Below are 15033 nucleotides of genomic sequence, written 5' to 3'. Positions count from 1 at the left end.
TAGAACTAGATTATCTTACAAATTTCCAAACGGACGCTGGAATTTTATCATATAGCTTATTCATTGTGAGTTCTGCTAAACGGTGGTCTGCGGCTGAATAAAACAGCTCCAGTTCATCATCAGAGAGTTCATATTTGTTTTTTTCAATCACACGTTCTAATGTTTCGATTGAAGTACATTTTCTTAAACGCATTAGATAGTCTGTCTTAGTCATGTTGTCTTTTCTCTATTATTAAAATAAAACTAAAGATAATTAAATTTACTTAATATAACTTTTTGGGTTTTTGGCAATGAGAGTTAAAAGTGACAAGTTTAACTCTTTCCAATTATTGATATCTGAGTAAGAAATTGATGTATTACCAAATAAACGATAAGTCTCTTCAAGGTACTCTTCTATAAGCGTATTAATGACATGTTTATCTGGGTGTTTAATCTTAAATTTCCAACTAAAGTCCATAATGTGTTCAATTAGGACATTAAGGTCAACGCTTTTTGTGCTACTCAGATCGTTGTGCCAAACTGTGCTGCCTTTATCTAATGAGTCTAAAGCTTGTTGCAATAGCTCTTCACATAAAAACGCCAATTCAGCTAAATCTACTTTTTCTGGTGAATATTCGTCCATAACATATCGTAATTGAATTAATAGAAAATATTCATTAATAATGATAAATACTTAAAGTTGAACTTATTAACGGGATACATCACATAATTCATTAATGGATTAATAAAAAACATAAACTTGAAAATGGGTGTTTATATTTACTCGTATGCTAAAAGAGTTTAATAATTATATTTATTATTTCTAACAAAGTAATAGCATATCAAAAGATAATACTAAGCACTCAACTGCACTCGAATGAGTTTAAAATTTATACAATAAGTATTTCTTTGCTTAATATAGCACTATTATTGCATAAGTCACTATCTGAACAACAGAATTTTGTCTATTTTCGTAAAAATTAGCGAATCTCAATTAAAGAGTGTTTTTCTTAACATAATGATTATCTTTGTTTTTATTATGATTTGAATGTTTAAGCGTGTAAATGAGGCATAATTATCGCTGTTATTTATAAATAACAGAACTGTTTAATTTTGACAAAAAGTCACATATAAGAAAAAAAATAAAATGAATTTATTGATTAAAGAGATATTTCCTAAAAATAATATAATGAGATAAGTTTTTATTTAAAACAATACATCAATAGATAAAGAGAAAGGTCGCTTTCGCGACCTTTTTGGCATTCTTACTCAAATCCATTCAAATTAGTGTGAATGATTTGGGTGCTCTAAATCTTCATTTTTCTTCGCGAATCGTCTACGGATCACGACGAAGAAAATAGGAACGAAGTAGATAGCTAGGGAGGTTGCGGCAATCATACCACCGAATACACCTGTACCTACTGAGTTCTGAGCACCAGAACCTGCACCGTTACTTAATACCAGAGGAATAACCCCTAACATAAAGGCCAGTGAAGTCATTAGAATTGGACGTAGACGCATTCTAACAGAGTCTAACGTTGCTTCTATGAGTCCTTTACCTTCTTTCTCCATCAAGTCTTTGGCGAACTCAACAATCAAGATTGCGTTTTTCGCCGATAACCCAATGGTTGTTAAGAGCCCAACCTTAAAGTAAACGTCGTTTTCAAGGCCTCTTATTGATGTTAGTGCAAGCGCACCAATAACACCCAGTGGAACGACTAACATAACTGAGAATGGCACTGACCAGCTTTCATAAAGAGCCGCAAGACAAAGGAATACGACTATCAAGGAAATGGTATATAGCGCAGGCGCTTGGTTACCCGATAAACGTTCTTGATATGACATTCCAGTCCATTCATAACCGATACCGCTTGGTAATTTACTTGCGAGATCTTCCATCATCAGCATTGCGTCACCACTACTTTGACCTGGTGTTGCACTACCTTGAATTTGAACTGCTGGTAAACCGTTATAACGCTCTAAACGAGGAGAACCGTATAACCAAGGATCTTTACTTGTATCAATGAACGATGAGAATGGAACCATCTGACCGACATTGTTACGAACATAAAGATTACCAATATCTTGTGGCAACATACGGAATTGTGATTCAGCTTGAACGTAAACTTTCTTAACACGACCACGGTCGATAAAGTCGTTAACGTAACTACCACCAAACATGGTACCTAATGTTGAATAGATATCGCTAACTGCAACGCCTTGAGCTTGTGCTTTTTCTAGGTCGATATACAGACGATACTGTGACGTATCTTCCTGACCATTAGGACGCACACCCATTAACATTTGAGGCTGTTGCGCTGCCATTCCAAGTAATTGATTTCGGGCTTCCATGAGTTTTTCGTGACCGAGGTTCGCTTTATCCACTAACTCGAATTCGAAACCACCCGCAGAACCTAACTCAACAATTGCTGGAATGTTAAATGAGTAAACAAAGGCTTCCTTAATTTGGGATAATGCCATATTGGCTCGCCCAACAATGGCCGGAACTTTGTCTTCATCTGCTTTACGTTCATCCCAATCGTTCAATACAACGAAAACTAGACCCATATTTTGGCCTTGACCACCGAAGCCGAAGCCACTAACGGTAAAGACAGATTTAACGAGTTCTTTTTCATCGGTATTGAAGTAGTCGTTTACTCTTTCTAGTACGTCTTGTGTCTGTTCTTGTGTAGAACCAGCAGGTAACTGAACCATTGTCAGTAATACCCCTTGGTCTTCTTCAGGTAAGAACGATGCAGGTAAGCGAATAAACATTAACGCCATCCCCGCCACTAATAAAACGTAAATCAATAAGTAACGACCAGTACCACGAAGTGTACGCGATACGCTGTCAGTATAGTGATGGCTGCTTTTTTCAAAGGTACGGTTAAACCAACCAAAGAAACCAGTTTGTACACCATGACTGCCTTTCGGTACAGGTTTTAACATGGTTGCACAAAGTGCAGGTGTTAAAATCAATGCAACGAAAACAGACAGAACCATTGCTGATACGATGGTGATAGAGAACTGGCGATAAATCGCACCTGTTGAACCACCAAAGAATGCCATTGGAATAAATACCGCAGAAAGCACAAGGGCGATACCGACCAGCGCACTTTGGATTTGTCCCATGGATTTACGTGTTGCTTCTTTAGGTGATAAACCTTCTTCTTGCATAACACGTTCGACGTTTTCTACCACAACGATGGCATCATCTACCAGAAGTCCGATAGCCAGTACCATCGCGAACATCGTCAAGGTATTTATCGAATAACCAAACGCCGAAAGTATAGCGAAGGTACCTAACAATACGACAGGCACTGCAATTGTTGGGATTAACGTAGCACGGAAGTTCTGTAAGAACAGATACATAACTACGAATACCAGCATGATAGCTTCAACAAGTGTTTTTACTACTTCATTGATAGAGATTTTAACGAAAGGCGTTGTGTCATAAGGATAGACAATCTCTAATCCAGCAGGGAAAAACGGCTCCATTTCAGCTAATGCGGCACGCACAGCGGTGGCTGTATCTAATGCGTTAGCACCTGTTGCTAATTTAATACCAATACCAGAAGCAGGTAAGCCATTAAAGCGAGCAACGGTACTATAGCTTTCAGCACCCATTTCAACTACACCGAGATCTTTCAGCTTAACCTGTGAGCCGTCAGTATTGACCTTCATCAGGATGTCAGCAAATTGTTCAGCAGTATTGAGTCGAGTTTGAGCAATAATTGATACGTTTAAACGCTGACCAGGAACCGGAGGTGTCCCCCCTAATTGACCTGCTGCCACTTGGTTATTTTGCGCTCTGATTGCACCAATAACATCAAGTGTTGTCATGTTATATTTCACCAATTTATCTGGATCTAACCAAATACGCATTGCGTATTGAGTACCAAATAATTGGGTTTCACCCACGCCGGTTACACGGCTTAACGGGTCTTTAATCGTTGCACCCACATAGTCTGCAATATCATCTTGTGACATTGAACCGTCACTTGAGATGAACCCTGCAACCATCAAGAATGAACTTGAGGATTTATCAACACTAATCCCTTGTTGTTGCACTTCCTGAGGTAATAACGGCATGGCAAGTTGCAGTTTATTCTGCACCTGTACTTGCGCGATATCAGGGTCAGTACCTGCTTCAAAGGTCAGAGTGATATTCATCATACCTGCTGAGTCACTGGTCGCAGACATATACACCATGTTATCGATACCATTCATATTCTGTTCGATAACTTGGGTAACAGTATTCTGCACAGTGGTGGCGTCAGCACCAGGATAAACCGCTGAGATAGAAATCGCTGGCGGCGCAATCGTTGGGTACTGGGCAACAGGCAGTTTGATGAGTGCCAGAAGACCTGCGAGCATGGTAATTATCGCAATTACCCACGCAAATATCGGTCTATCTATAAAAAACTTAGGCATGGATCACCGACTCCTTATTGAGGATTCTTAGCTGGCTCAGTTTGTTCAGGTGATGGCTTCGCATCTAAATTCTCTTCTTGAGCCGTTACTGTCATTTTTGGTTTTGCTTTTTGCAATCCAGAAACGATAACGCGCTCACCAGCCTGAACACCACTATTAACGAGCCATTTATTACCAACAGCTTGTGATACTTCGATGGTACGAACTTCAACAACATTGTCTTTATTAACAACCATTGTTGTTGCATCACCACGCGCTGTACGAATAACGGCTTGCTGTGGGATCAAAACTGCATTTTGACGAATACCATTTTCTAGCTTAGTGCGAACAAACATACCTGGTAATAACTCCCCATTTGGGTTAGGTACGATAGCACGCATAGTAATTGAGCCTGTTGTCTCATCAACAGTCACATCAGAAAATTCTAAATGGCCTTTCTGTGCGTAAGCTTGCCCATTAGTCAGTGTTAAATGAACAACAGGTTTGCCTTGCTCTTGACGAATAACGCCACTTTCAATTTCATTTTTGAGTTTCAGGTAATCTTCACTCGACTGTGTCACATTGACGTAAATCGGATCGATTTGCTGAACAGTTGTCAGCGCGACTTGTTGACCTGGAGCGACAAGGGCGCCTTCAGTCACCGTTGATTTACCCGAACGACCTGAAATTGGAGCCGTTACTTTCGTATATTCAAGATTAATCTTTGCCGTTGTGACAGCTGCTTCGCCCGCTCTAACAGCAGCGACAGCTTGTGCATACTGAGAAGTTGCGGTATCAAAATCTTGTTTACTGACATAGTTTGTACCCAGCAGAGGCTTATAACGCTCCACAGTGAGACGCGCTATTTCAGCATTAGCTTTAGCTTTCGCCAGTTCAGCTTGCGCACTATTTAAAGTTGCTTCAAACATAGCTGGGTCGATTTGGTACAAAGATGTACCTGCTTCTACATAGCTACCTTCGGTGTAATTGCGTTTTAAAATAATGCCGCCAACTTGAGGGCGAACTTCAGCAATACGGAAGGCTGATGTACGACCAGGTAAATCAGTGGTGATTGTCAGAGCTTGCGCTCCTAAAGTCACAACACCCACAGCCGGTGCAGGAGGTGGACCTCCAGCAGACTGTTTAGCTTTGTCGTCACATCCAGCAAGAACCAAGCTGCCTGATAGCACTAACAGAGCCAGAGGCAAAACCCCTCTGTTTTTTCGCATAAGAAAACCTCTATTCAAACGTTGTTTCCCGGGATAAAAATAATTAAGTTGATGATTGGTTACGATGTATAGTACAAACATACATGAATGTATGTAAATTAACTTCAGTCAAAATCGAGGATTAATGGCACGAAAAACTAAACGGCAGGCACAAGAAACAAAACAGCAGATTATTGATGCTGCACTTAGGCTGTTTACTGTGCAAGGCGTTTCTGCCACATCACTTTCAGATATTGCATCAGAGGCAGGTGTTACCCGTGGCGCAATATATTGGCACTTTAAAAATAAAGTGGATTTATTTACTGAAGCGTGCGAACTCACCGACTTAAAAATAGAATCTTTAGAAATAGAGTATCAAACAAAATACCCAGATGATCCACTATTTGTATTAAGAGAATTGCTTATTTACATATTGACATCGATTGTCGAAGATCCCAAACATAATGCACTTTTAGAAATATATTTCCATAAATGCGAATTTGTCGGTGAAATGACACCAATTGTTGAAATTCGCAGAGAACTGTGTGCAGCCGATCACTCTAGAATAGAACTGTCTTTATCCCGTTGTATTGAAAAAAAACAACTTCCTGCCGACCTTAATTTAAGAAGAGCCGCTATCATGTTAAGAGCAATGATGACAGGTCTTGCTGAAAATTGGTTATTTTCACCAGAAAGTTTTTCTATCAAAGATGAAAGTCAATATTTGATTGATAGCTTTATTGATATGATAAAGCACAGCGCAAATATGAGAATATCAGCGTCATCTTAATTTATTATTAAACTTGAGGAAGATGTTTATGAGTAAGGTGTTAGTTATTGCTAATGGTGCTGCTTATGGCAATGAATCATTATTTAACGCTCTGCGTTTATCCATCACATTAAAAGAACAACATCCAGAAACTGAATTAAATATTTTTTTAATGTCGGATGCTGTAACAGGAGCTTTAGCTCGCCAACAACCTAAAGAAGGTTATAACTTACAGCAAATGCTTGAAATCCTAACAGCACAAAATGTTCCTGTTAAACTCTGTAAGACATGTACAGATACTCGTGGTATCAGTGATTTACCACTTGTTGATGGTGCAGAGTTAGGCACATTAGTAGATTTAGCTCAGTGGACATTAGATGCTGATAAAATCCTAACTTTCTGATCACTATTTCGTTTTCTCAGGCGGGAAACAAGTCAAGCAACTTGTGTTGTTTATTATGCTAATTTAAAGCAATTGGATTATAATAATAAACAGTTTTTCAATATTAATTGAACAAGTTGCTTAACCATGCGTATTCAAACTTTTTTTTCTCAGTTCAATAATCGAATAATGACGACCATCTTCGCCACGATTATTATGTTTATTTTTTTTGGTTTCTCCATCACCTCTGTTTTAGCCGCCGCACCTAGTAATTTACCTACCCAAGAAAGCATTCAAAATCAGCTTAATTTATTAAATAAACGTAGTGAGTTAAGTGCAGAAGATAAATTAACGATTGCTGACTTTGAACAATCGCTCTTATTACTTGATAACATTCAACAGTTAGAAAAAAAATTAGCGAGTTATGATAAAACCGTCGAGCAATTACCTGAAAAATTGCGGAATGCACAATATCAACTTAATCAGTTAAAACAGAAAGTCGCTAATAAAGAAGCGGAAGACTATCAAAAGTCACTGGAAGTATTACCATTAGCAACGTTAGAGTCACAATTAGAGACCGTTTTACAATCATTACAAAAGGCTCAAGACGATTTAGCAAATTACAGCAATGAACTTATAGTGTTACAAACACAACCAGAAAGGGCGCAATCTGTTTTATTTAATAACTCAGAAAGACTGCAACAAATAAGAATATTATTGAATAAAAGCAGTGCAGATAAAGCACAAATGCGACCTTCAGCAGTACAGTTATTGCAATTAGAACAATATTACCTTCAACAACAGAATAATTATCAAAAGCGTACCTTACAATCTAATGTGCAGTTGCAAAGCCTATTACAACTTCAGCGTGATTATAGTTCTGCTTACATTGATCTTTCCCAAGAACATGCTCAACTCATTCAAGATGAGATTAGTGATAAGCGTTTAGACAGTTCAGAAGAAACGGCGAAAGAAGCGCAAAGTACAGGACTTGAAAATCAAGCGATTAATAGTAATCCTTTTTATTTAGCGCAAACAGAAATTAATAAACATCTTAGTGATAAGCTGATTGTTACAACACAAAATAATAATGAGTTAAATCGCCACAGTCTAATGGTCAAAAATCGTTTAGATAGAGCCATTCAATCTGAACGAAATTTAAAAGAACAAATTGATGTGCTTAAAGGAAGCTTATTGCTTTCTCGTATCTTATTTGAAGAGCAGGTCGATTTACCTGAAGGTACTTTTATTAATAATCTGCCCGATAAAATTGCAGATTTACGTTTAGAGCAGTTTGAAATAAACAAACAACGCGATCAGATAATTCAGCCCAGCATTTATATTGATCAATTGATGAATGAGTACCAAGCTACCCATCCTGAAGTGACAGAACCTAATGCACAAAAAGAGCTGCGTAGTGCATTAGAGTTACTTGTTGATGCGCGACGTGAATTACTTGATAAGCTAAATAATCAATTAGGTAATCAAATCTCGGGTTCGATTAACCTACAAATGGATCAACAACAATTACGCAGTGTGGTGAGTTCACTCGAAAACACGTTGGCACAGCAAATTTTCTGGGTAAGTAGCAATAAGCCAATTAACCTCAACTGGTTCTCAACATTCCCTGCTCAAGCTGTTGCTGAATTTCAAAGTTTTAAACTTAATTGGTCAAATGAAAATCTGCTGATCGGGGCTAAGAAATCACTTCCTGTTCTTATTGCACTAATTTTGTTCGGTTCAATACTGATTTGGCAACGTAAGAAACTTGATATCCAGTTTGCAAAACTCAATGGGGATATTAATAAACTCAATAAAGATTCCCAATTACATACCCCACTCGCGCTGGGAATTGTCTTTCTAAAAACATTACCGCTATCTTGTTTCGTCTTAGCAATAGGATATTGGCTAATCAATAGCTTCAATGTACAACAAGAATTTATCTGGTCTTTCGCTTGGCAATTTGCGGTATTTTGGCTGATGTTTGAATGGTCTTATCGCTTAATGTCTGACGATGGTGTTGCTGTAAAACATTTCAAAATTCCAATAGAACGAGTCCAGCAAAACCGTAAACGTTTATTGCGACTCTCTCTTCCTATGTTGCCTATTATTTTGCTTTCTGCTTATGGGATTAATAATCCGTTATTGCTGGTGGGGGATGTTATTGGGCAGTTGGTTGCGATTATTTCATTATTTGGTATTAGTTTCTTTGCACTGCCATTTTGCCGTGAAATGTGGCAAGAGAAAGGCAACCATGTTGTTAGAACCGTTGTGATTACCTTATTAACGTTTTCGCCTTTAATTTTAATGGGGCTGGTTATTTTTGGTTATTACTATACGGCGTTACGTTTGGCAAATCGTTGGATCGACAGTTTATATCTGCTTATGTTGTGGTTTATTGCATACCACGCCAGTTTGCGCGGATTAACCGTTGCTGCTAGAAGGCTTGCTTATCGCCGAGCTCTTGAACGTAGACAAGCTATGTTAAAAGAGAAAAAAGAAGGTGAAGATAACAGCCTTGAACCTATTCAAGAGCCGCCAATGGATATGGATCAAATCAATCAGCAATCATTAAGACTAACAACGATGATTTTATTTATCATTTTTGCTTCTAGTTTCTATGGAATTTGGTCTGATTTTATTACTGTCTTTACGTATTTAGATGGAATAACGCTCTGGAGTTATAATTTACCAACAGAACTAGGTAATGTTGTTAAGGCAGTTACTGTTGCTGATCTCTTATTGTCTGTTTCCATTATGGCAATTTCTTGGTTTATGACGAGAAACTTACCGGGGTTATTAGAAGTATTAATCTTATCTCGTATAAAACTGCAACAAGGTGCTTCTTACGCGATCACAACCATTTTGACCTACATTATTATTGCTATCGGAACCATCGTATCACTGGGAATATTAGGTGTAGCATGGGAAAAATTGCAATGGTTAGCCGCGGCTTTAACGGTTGGTTTAGGGTTTGGTTTACAAGAAATATTTGCCAACTTTGTGTCTGGTTTAATCATCTTGTTCGAAAGACCTGTCAGAATTGGCGATACTGTTACTATTGGTACTTATTCCGGTACAGTTAGCCGAATTCGTATTAGAGCAACGACAGTGACTGACTTTGATCGAAAAGAAGTGATTATTCCAAATAAAGCGTTTGTAACCGAGCGACTTATTAACTGGACATTATCTGATACGGTGACACGTATTATTATTCAAGTGGGCGTTGCTTATGGTTCTGATCTCGATAAGGTCAAAGAGATCTTAATGAAAGCCGCTAAAGATAATGTCAGAGTGATGACAGAGCCAGAACCTGTGGTGCTATTTACTGAATTTGGGGCAAGTACCCTAAATCATGATTTGCGTTTTTATGTCAGAACATTAGGTGATAGAAGTATTGCAATAGATGAGGTTAACCGTGCTATTGATAAGCTATGTAATGAAAATAATATCAATATCGCGTTTAACCAACTTGATGTCTATTTACATAATAAACAAGGTGATGAAATACAAGAAATAAAACGACCTCTGGATGGCTCAACACCTGAAGCCAATACGCCTTTCGCTTAATTAAAGAGATGAATGGGGAGATTGTGTCGCCAATTTTTTTTCATAATCTTGGCGTACAATCTCAAGCGCTTCCAGTGCTGTTTTAGGATCAATATGGTGGCTTTCAAGTAAATAGATAAGATCGACTGCCAATTGAACAGACTCAGGTGCTTCTTTTAAACTCATTGTCACTTCCCTTAAAATTTATCTTCTTGTTTTTCAATGCTCTTTTCGATAGAAAACAGGGCGTTTTTGCAGCGTGCAAGGCGATTTTCAAGCGCAGCAATCTCTTTTTGTAACTCTTGTTGTTTTATAAAGTTTTGTGCTTGTGTTAATGAAAGTTCTCTATCTTGGATCATGGATTGTAATCGACGTTCATAATCCTGATGTTGGGCAAGCTTTTGGTATAAATCGACACTTTTTTTTCGTTGAGTAAGCTGGTTCTCTTGCTTTCTTAGTGTTTGTGTCGATAATTCACGAGTTAATGCTTCAATTTGTTGTAGGATTTGTGTGGCCAGAAATTTAACCTGCTGGCTTCGTTGTGCCTCAACACAAGCGATTAACTGGGTAAAATTATCGCGGATCTGTTGCATATAGCCACCAAGGGAATCACTTCGGCGGTGGAATAGTGCTGTGTCGAAGCAAGGTGCTGCAATTTTTTTGTTTGCAATAGGCGCCACTGTTTCGGCAAGATTGTCTATCTGTTTTTTAAACAAGCTTAAAGGATCGGGTTTATTCATCTGGTTCTTGTCCCTGTTTTGATAAAAACATGAATTGACTTAAAGCAACAAAAAAGAGTTGTTAATTGGCTTTCTGTTGCATTTTAACGGCATATTGCATAGATTCTATCGTTTCGTTTTTTATTATGGCACTGATTATGACTGCTAACGCGCAACAACTGCAATTTATTAAAGACAGTATTGAAACCATTCCTGATTATCCAAAAGAAGGGATATTATTCCGTGATATCACTACGTTATTGGATAATCCTGCTGCATATCAGGCAACCATTGATTTATTGGTAGAACACTATCAAGGTCAGGGTATCACTAAAGTTGTGGGTACCGAAGCGCGTGGCTTCTTATTTGGTGCTCCTGTTGCCTTACGCCTAGGTGTTGGTTTTGTTCCTGTTCGTAAAAAAGGTAAATTGCCTCGCGAAACGCTCAGTGAAACTTATGATCTGGAATACGGCACAGATACTTTAGAGATCCACAAAGATAGCATTACGGATCAAGACAAAGTATTAATGGTTGATGATTTATTGGCAACGGGTGGCACTATTGAAGCAACAGCTCGTCTTATCCGCCGTTTAGGTGGCACTGTGACAGAAGCTGCTTTCATTATCTGCTTACCAGATTTAGGCGGTATCGAACGCTTAGAAAAACAAGGTGTTCACAGCTTTACACTGGTTGATTTTCCAGGACATTAATATCTTCACTGTTTAGGGAAGGGCTAATGAGCTCTTATCATAAACATAAGTAAGAGTGCGGGTGTTTATATATCGTTTATAAATTTTTTTATTTTTATAAATGTATATTGCCCGCACAATTGTTATCTCTTAATTTATCTTAAATTTCTACTACTTCTTTCATCAATATCTCATTTGTTTCTTACAAATCTCGCTCAATAGGTCGTCCCTGTGTTAGCATAGAGATAAATCTTGTTCAAATTTAGCGGAATCAATGAGCTATCAGGTACTTGCCCGTAAGTGGCGCCCACAAACTTTTAACGATGTTGTTGGTCAACGTCATGTGTTGACGGCTTTAGCTAATGGTCTTGATCATCAGCGACTTCATCACGCCTATCTTTTTTCTGGCACAAGAGGTGTCGGAAAAACTACTATTGCCCGATTATTTGCCAAAGGGCTTAATTGTGAAACTGGCATTACGAGTAAACCTTGTGGTCAATGTGCAAATTGCCTTGAAATAGAACAAGGGCGTTTTGTCGATTTAATTGAAATCGATGCCGCATCTCGTACTAAGGTAGAAGATACCCGTGAACTGCTTGATAATGTGCAATATGCACCAGCTCGTGGACGTTTTAAGGTCTACCTAATCGACGAAGTTCACATGCTTTCTCGCCACAGTTTTAATGCGCTATTAAAAACATTAGAAGAACCGCCTGAGCACGTTAAATTCTTATTAGCGACGACCGATCCACAAAAATTACCTGTGACGATTTTATCGCGTTGCTTGCAATTTCATCTGCGTGCATTAGATATTGACCAGATTGCGACACAACTCGAAAAAGTACTTTCAGCCGAGCATATTGAAAATGATGTAAGAGCGCGTCAACTTATTGCACGTGCTGCTGATGGCAGTATGCGAGATGCGTTAAGCTTAACAGACCAGGCTATTGCAAGTGGTGAAGGTGTTGTCAGTGCAGAAGTGGTTAGCCAAATGCTTGGCACTATTGATGATGCTCAGCCTTTAGCATTGATTGAAGCGCTGGTAAAAGCTGATGGTCAACAGGTTATGTCGCTGGTTAATGAAGTTGCTTCAAGAGGTACTGACTGGGAAAATTTCTTGGTTGAAACACTCTCATTGCTACATCAAATTGCAATGTTGCAATTATTGCCTAGTGAAGAAAATCCTCAAGAGCAATTTACTCAAGAACGCTTACGTTTATTGGCTAAATCTGTTTCTCCACAAGATTTACAACTCTATTATCAAACCTTATTAGTAGGGCGAAAAGAGCTGACTTATGCGCCAGATAGACGCATGGGCGTTGAAATGACGCTGCTACGTGCGCTTGCTTTTCATCCTAAAACAGTCATTGATGAAATACCTTCCGCGCCATTAGCACAAACTTTACCGTCAGCATCATTGCCGGCGAATAGAATGACTGAGCATTATGCACCACAAGTGGCACAAACGCATTCGTCTCAAATGGCTCACCAACCTTCTTCACCAATGGAAAATAGTGCTTCATTAGGCAATAGCCCCGCAGCACAACTTTTAAGAGCAAGGCAAGCAATTAAGGGGACGGAACAACAAACCCCGCCAAAAAAGTCTGAACCGGCGACGCCTAATCGGGCTAAGCCGGCTGCTAGTGCATTAGAGCGGCTAGCAGCCGTGAGTGAAAAACGCCAGCAAGTTGCTAAGCGCCAGACTAATGCGCCTGAAAAGAAGAAAAAAGAAGAGTACCAGTGGCGTCCACAAAATCCTGAATTAATGTCAACGCAAGAGGTTGTTTCTTCACCAAAAGAGATCAAAGAAGTTCTCGAATATGAAAAAACACCTGAATTAGCAGCAAAAATTGCTAAAGAGTCGCAAGAAAGAGATGATTGGGCCGCTGAAATTGACAAAATGCCACTGCCAAAATTAGTACAACAACTGGCATTAAATGCGTATAAAGAGACAGTAAACGAAGAAAACGTTATTTTACATTTACGAACTAAACAGAAACATTTAAATTCAGCAAATGCGTTACGCACGCTTACTAATGCGTTAAGTGAATTGCATGGAAAAGCAATTTCACTCACAATTATAGAAGATGATGATCCAGCGGTAAAAACACCGTTGGAGTGGCGACAAGCCATTTATGATGAAAAATTGGCGTTATCGCGTCAATCGATTATTACGGATAAAACGATTCAAACATTACAGCAATATTTTGATGCTGAACTGGATGAAGAGAGTATCCGACCTGTTTAATCGCAACATGTTGTATGACTTCATACTGTGTGGCTTTTACAAAGAGAGACAATTATGTTCGGAAAAGGTGGTTTGGGTAATCTGATGAAGCAAGCCCAACAAATGCAAGAAAAAATGCAACAAATGCAAGAAGAGATTGCAAACTTAGAAGTGACCGGTGAATCTGGCGCTGGCTTAGTTAAGATCACTATCAATGGTGCTCATAATTGCCGTCGCGTTGAAATCGATCCTAGCCTGCTAGAAGATGACAAAGAGATGCTGGAAGATCTGATTGCTGCTGCCTTTAATGATGCTGCGCGTCGTATTGATGAAACGCAAAAAGAGAGAATGGCCTCTGTTTCTAACGGTATGCAATTGCCACCAGGCTTTAAGATGCCATTCTAATGCAAACCAGCCCACTTCTTGAATCATTAATGGAAGCGTTGCGTTGTTTACCCGGTGTCGGGCCTAAATCAGCGCAACGAATGGCTTTCCAACTGCTTCAACGTGATAGAAGCGGTGGAATGCGACTTGCACAAGCACTCACGCGTGCAATGTCTGAAATTGGTCATTGTTGTGATTGCCGAACCTTTACTGAAGAAGAGCGTTGCACCATCTGTGCCAATGTTCGCCGTCAGCAAAATGGGCAAATTTGTGTTGTCGAAAGTCCTGCGGATATTCATGCTATCGAGCAGACAGGGCAGTTTGCGGGTCGATACTTTGTTTTAATGGGGCATTTATCCCCTTTAGATGGTATTGGGCCTATGGATATTGGTTTAGATAGACTTGAAGAACGTTTAAGCCAAGAGACTATTTCAGAAGTGATCTTGGCTACAAATCCGACCGTTGAAGGTGAAGCTACAGCCAATTACATTGCTGAAATTTGTGCTCAGTATGATATTGCTGCTAGCCGAATTGCTCATGGAGTTCCCGTGGGCGGTGAGCTTGAAATGGTCGATGGTACAACGCTTTCGCACTCTATCGCTGGACGCCAAAAAATCCACTATTAACATCATAAATAGTTTATTAAAAAGCACCTTTTTACTTTATGTAATGAGGTGTTTTTTTTCATCTGAAGTCTCGAAAAATGTCGCACTT

At 39.0% G+C, this 15033-nt stretch carries 13 protein-coding genes; 7 read left to right on the top strand and 6 right to left on the bottom strand.

Annotated elements, in window-relative coordinates:
* Positions 1-10: 10 nt before the first annotated feature.
* The 4 genes from GTK47_RS18015 to GTK47_RS18000 form a co-directional block, all read right to left on the bottom strand.
* The gene (locus tag GTK47_RS18015; RefSeq protein WP_006535062.1) at positions 11-214 is read right to left on the bottom strand and encodes an HHA domain-containing protein; all 204 of its coding nucleotides are present in this window, start codon (positions 212-214) and stop codon (positions 11-13) included.
* Positions 215-259: 45 nt separating this feature from the next.
* Positions 260-622 carry an Hha toxicity modulator TomB gene (gene tomB, locus GTK47_RS18010; protein WP_165125786.1) on the bottom strand — a complete coding sequence of 121 codons (363 nt, stop codon included), beginning with the start codon at positions 620-622 and terminating at the stop codon, positions 260-262.
* A gap of 641 nt (positions 623-1263) precedes the next feature.
* Positions 1264-4413, bottom strand: coding sequence for an efflux RND transporter permease subunit (locus GTK47_RS18005; protein WP_165125783.1), 3150 nt, complete (start codon positions 4411-4413; stop codon positions 1264-1266).
* 14 nt (positions 4414-4427) lie between these two features.
* Positions 4428-5621, bottom strand: coding sequence for an efflux RND transporter periplasmic adaptor subunit (locus GTK47_RS18000; protein ID WP_165125780.1), 1194 nt, complete (start codon positions 5619-5621; stop codon positions 4428-4430).
* A 124-nt stretch (positions 5622-5745) separates the two neighbouring features.
* On the opposite strand from GTK47_RS18000, the gene acrR reads away from it, so the two are divergent.
* From acrR to mscK, 3 genes are all read left to right on the top strand, one after another.
* Entirely contained in the window at positions 5746-6390 is a 645-nt protein-coding gene (gene acrR, locus GTK47_RS17995; protein WP_165125777.1) for a multidrug efflux transporter transcriptional repressor AcrR, read from the top strand.
* A gap of 28 nt (positions 6391-6418) precedes the next feature.
* The gene (locus GTK47_RS17990; RefSeq protein ID WP_023580846.1) at positions 6419-6772 is read left to right on the top strand and encodes a DsrE/DsrF/TusD sulfur relay family protein; all 354 of its coding nucleotides are present in this window, start codon (positions 6419-6421) and stop codon (positions 6770-6772) included.
* A 126-nt stretch (positions 6773-6898) separates the two neighbouring features.
* Positions 6899-10321: a mechanosensitive channel MscK gene (mscK, locus tag GTK47_RS17985; RefSeq protein ID WP_165125774.1), complete on the top strand. Its 3423-nt coding sequence runs from the start codon at positions 6899-6901 to the stop codon at positions 10319-10321.
* Here the strand turns inward: mscK and rsmS are convergent, their stop codons facing one another.
* Positions 10322-10486: a pleiotropic regulatory protein RsmS gene (gene rsmS / locus GTK47_RS17980; protein WP_165125771.1), complete on the bottom strand. Its 165-nt coding sequence runs from the start codon at positions 10484-10486 to the stop codon at positions 10322-10324.
* A gap of 11 nt (positions 10487-10497) precedes the next feature.
* A complete protein-coding gene (locus GTK47_RS17975) occupies positions 10498-11040 on the bottom strand; it encodes a primosomal replication protein (RefSeq protein ID WP_165125768.1) in 543 nt (180 codons plus the stop codon).
* 137 nt (positions 11041-11177) lie between these two features.
* Here GTK47_RS17975 and apt point away from each other — a divergent pair, with 137 nt between their 5' ends.
* From apt to recR, 4 genes are all read left to right on the top strand, one after another.
* Entirely contained in the window at positions 11178-11729 is a 552-nt protein-coding gene (gene apt, locus GTK47_RS17970) for an adenine phosphoribosyltransferase (RefSeq protein ID WP_036911661.1), read from the top strand.
* Positions 11730-11982: 253 nt separating this feature from the next.
* The gene (gene dnaX / locus GTK47_RS17965; protein WP_165125765.1) at positions 11983-13956 is read left to right on the top strand and encodes a DNA polymerase III subunit gamma/tau; all 1974 of its coding nucleotides are present in this window, start codon (positions 11983-11985) and stop codon (positions 13954-13956) included.
* Positions 13957-14010: 54 nt separating this feature from the next.
* The gene (locus tag GTK47_RS17960) at positions 14011-14340 is read left to right on the top strand and encodes a YbaB/EbfC family nucleoid-associated protein (protein WP_023580840.1); all 330 of its coding nucleotides are present in this window, start codon (positions 14011-14013) and stop codon (positions 14338-14340) included.
* A complete protein-coding gene (gene recR / locus GTK47_RS17955; RefSeq protein WP_069368552.1) occupies positions 14340-14945 on the top strand; it encodes a recombination mediator RecR in 606 nt (201 codons plus the stop codon). The genes GTK47_RS17960 and recR overlap by 1 nt, the downstream gene beginning before the upstream one ends.
* Positions 14946-15033 lie beyond the last annotated feature (88 nt).

Origin of the sequence: Proteus sp. ZN5 (genome assembly GCF_011046025.1) — a bacterium.
Lineage (GTDB): Bacteria > Pseudomonadota > Gammaproteobacteria > Enterobacterales > Enterobacteriaceae > Proteus.
Note: the sequence above shows the minus strand (reverse complement) of the source record. Positions and strands in the feature narration are given on the sequence as shown.

Coding starts and splice junctions, on each gene's coding strand:
- GTK47_RS18015 (WP_006535062.1), bottom strand. CDS start 214: ATGACTAAGACAGACTATCTAATGCGTTTAAGAAAATGTACTTCAATC.
- tomB (WP_165125786.1), bottom strand. CDS start 622: ATGGACGAATATTCACCAGAAAAAGTAGATTTAGCTGAATTGGCGTTT.
- GTK47_RS18005 (WP_165125783.1), bottom strand. CDS start 4,413: ATGCCTAAGTTTTTTATAGATAGACCGATATTTGCGTGGGTAATTGCG.
- GTK47_RS18000 (WP_165125780.1), bottom strand. CDS start 5,621: ATGCGAAAAAACAGAGGGGTTTTGCCTCTGGCTCTGTTAGTGCTATCA.
- acrR (WP_165125777.1), top strand. CDS start 5,746: ATGGCACGAAAAACTAAACGGCAGGCACAAGAAACAAAACAGCAGATT.
- GTK47_RS17990 (WP_023580846.1), top strand. CDS start 6,419: ATGAGTAAGGTGTTAGTTATTGCTAATGGTGCTGCTTATGGCAATGAA.
- mscK (WP_165125774.1), top strand. CDS start 6,899: ATGCGTATTCAAACTTTTTTTTCTCAGTTCAATAATCGAATAATGACG.
- rsmS (WP_165125771.1), bottom strand. CDS start 10,486: ATGAGTTTAAAAGAAGCACCTGAGTCTGTTCAATTGGCAGTCGATCTT.
- GTK47_RS17975 (WP_165125768.1), bottom strand. CDS start 11,040: ATGAATAAACCCGATCCTTTAAGCTTGTTTAAAAAACAGATAGACAAT.
- apt (WP_036911661.1), top strand. CDS start 11,178: ATGACTGCTAACGCGCAACAACTGCAATTTATTAAAGACAGTATTGAA.
- dnaX (WP_165125765.1), top strand. CDS start 11,983: ATGAGCTATCAGGTACTTGCCCGTAAGTGGCGCCCACAAACTTTTAAC.
- GTK47_RS17960 (WP_023580840.1), top strand. CDS start 14,011: ATGTTCGGAAAAGGTGGTTTGGGTAATCTGATGAAGCAAGCCCAACAA.
- recR (WP_069368552.1), top strand. CDS start 14,340: ATGCAAACCAGCCCACTTCTTGAATCATTAATGGAAGCGTTGCGTTGT.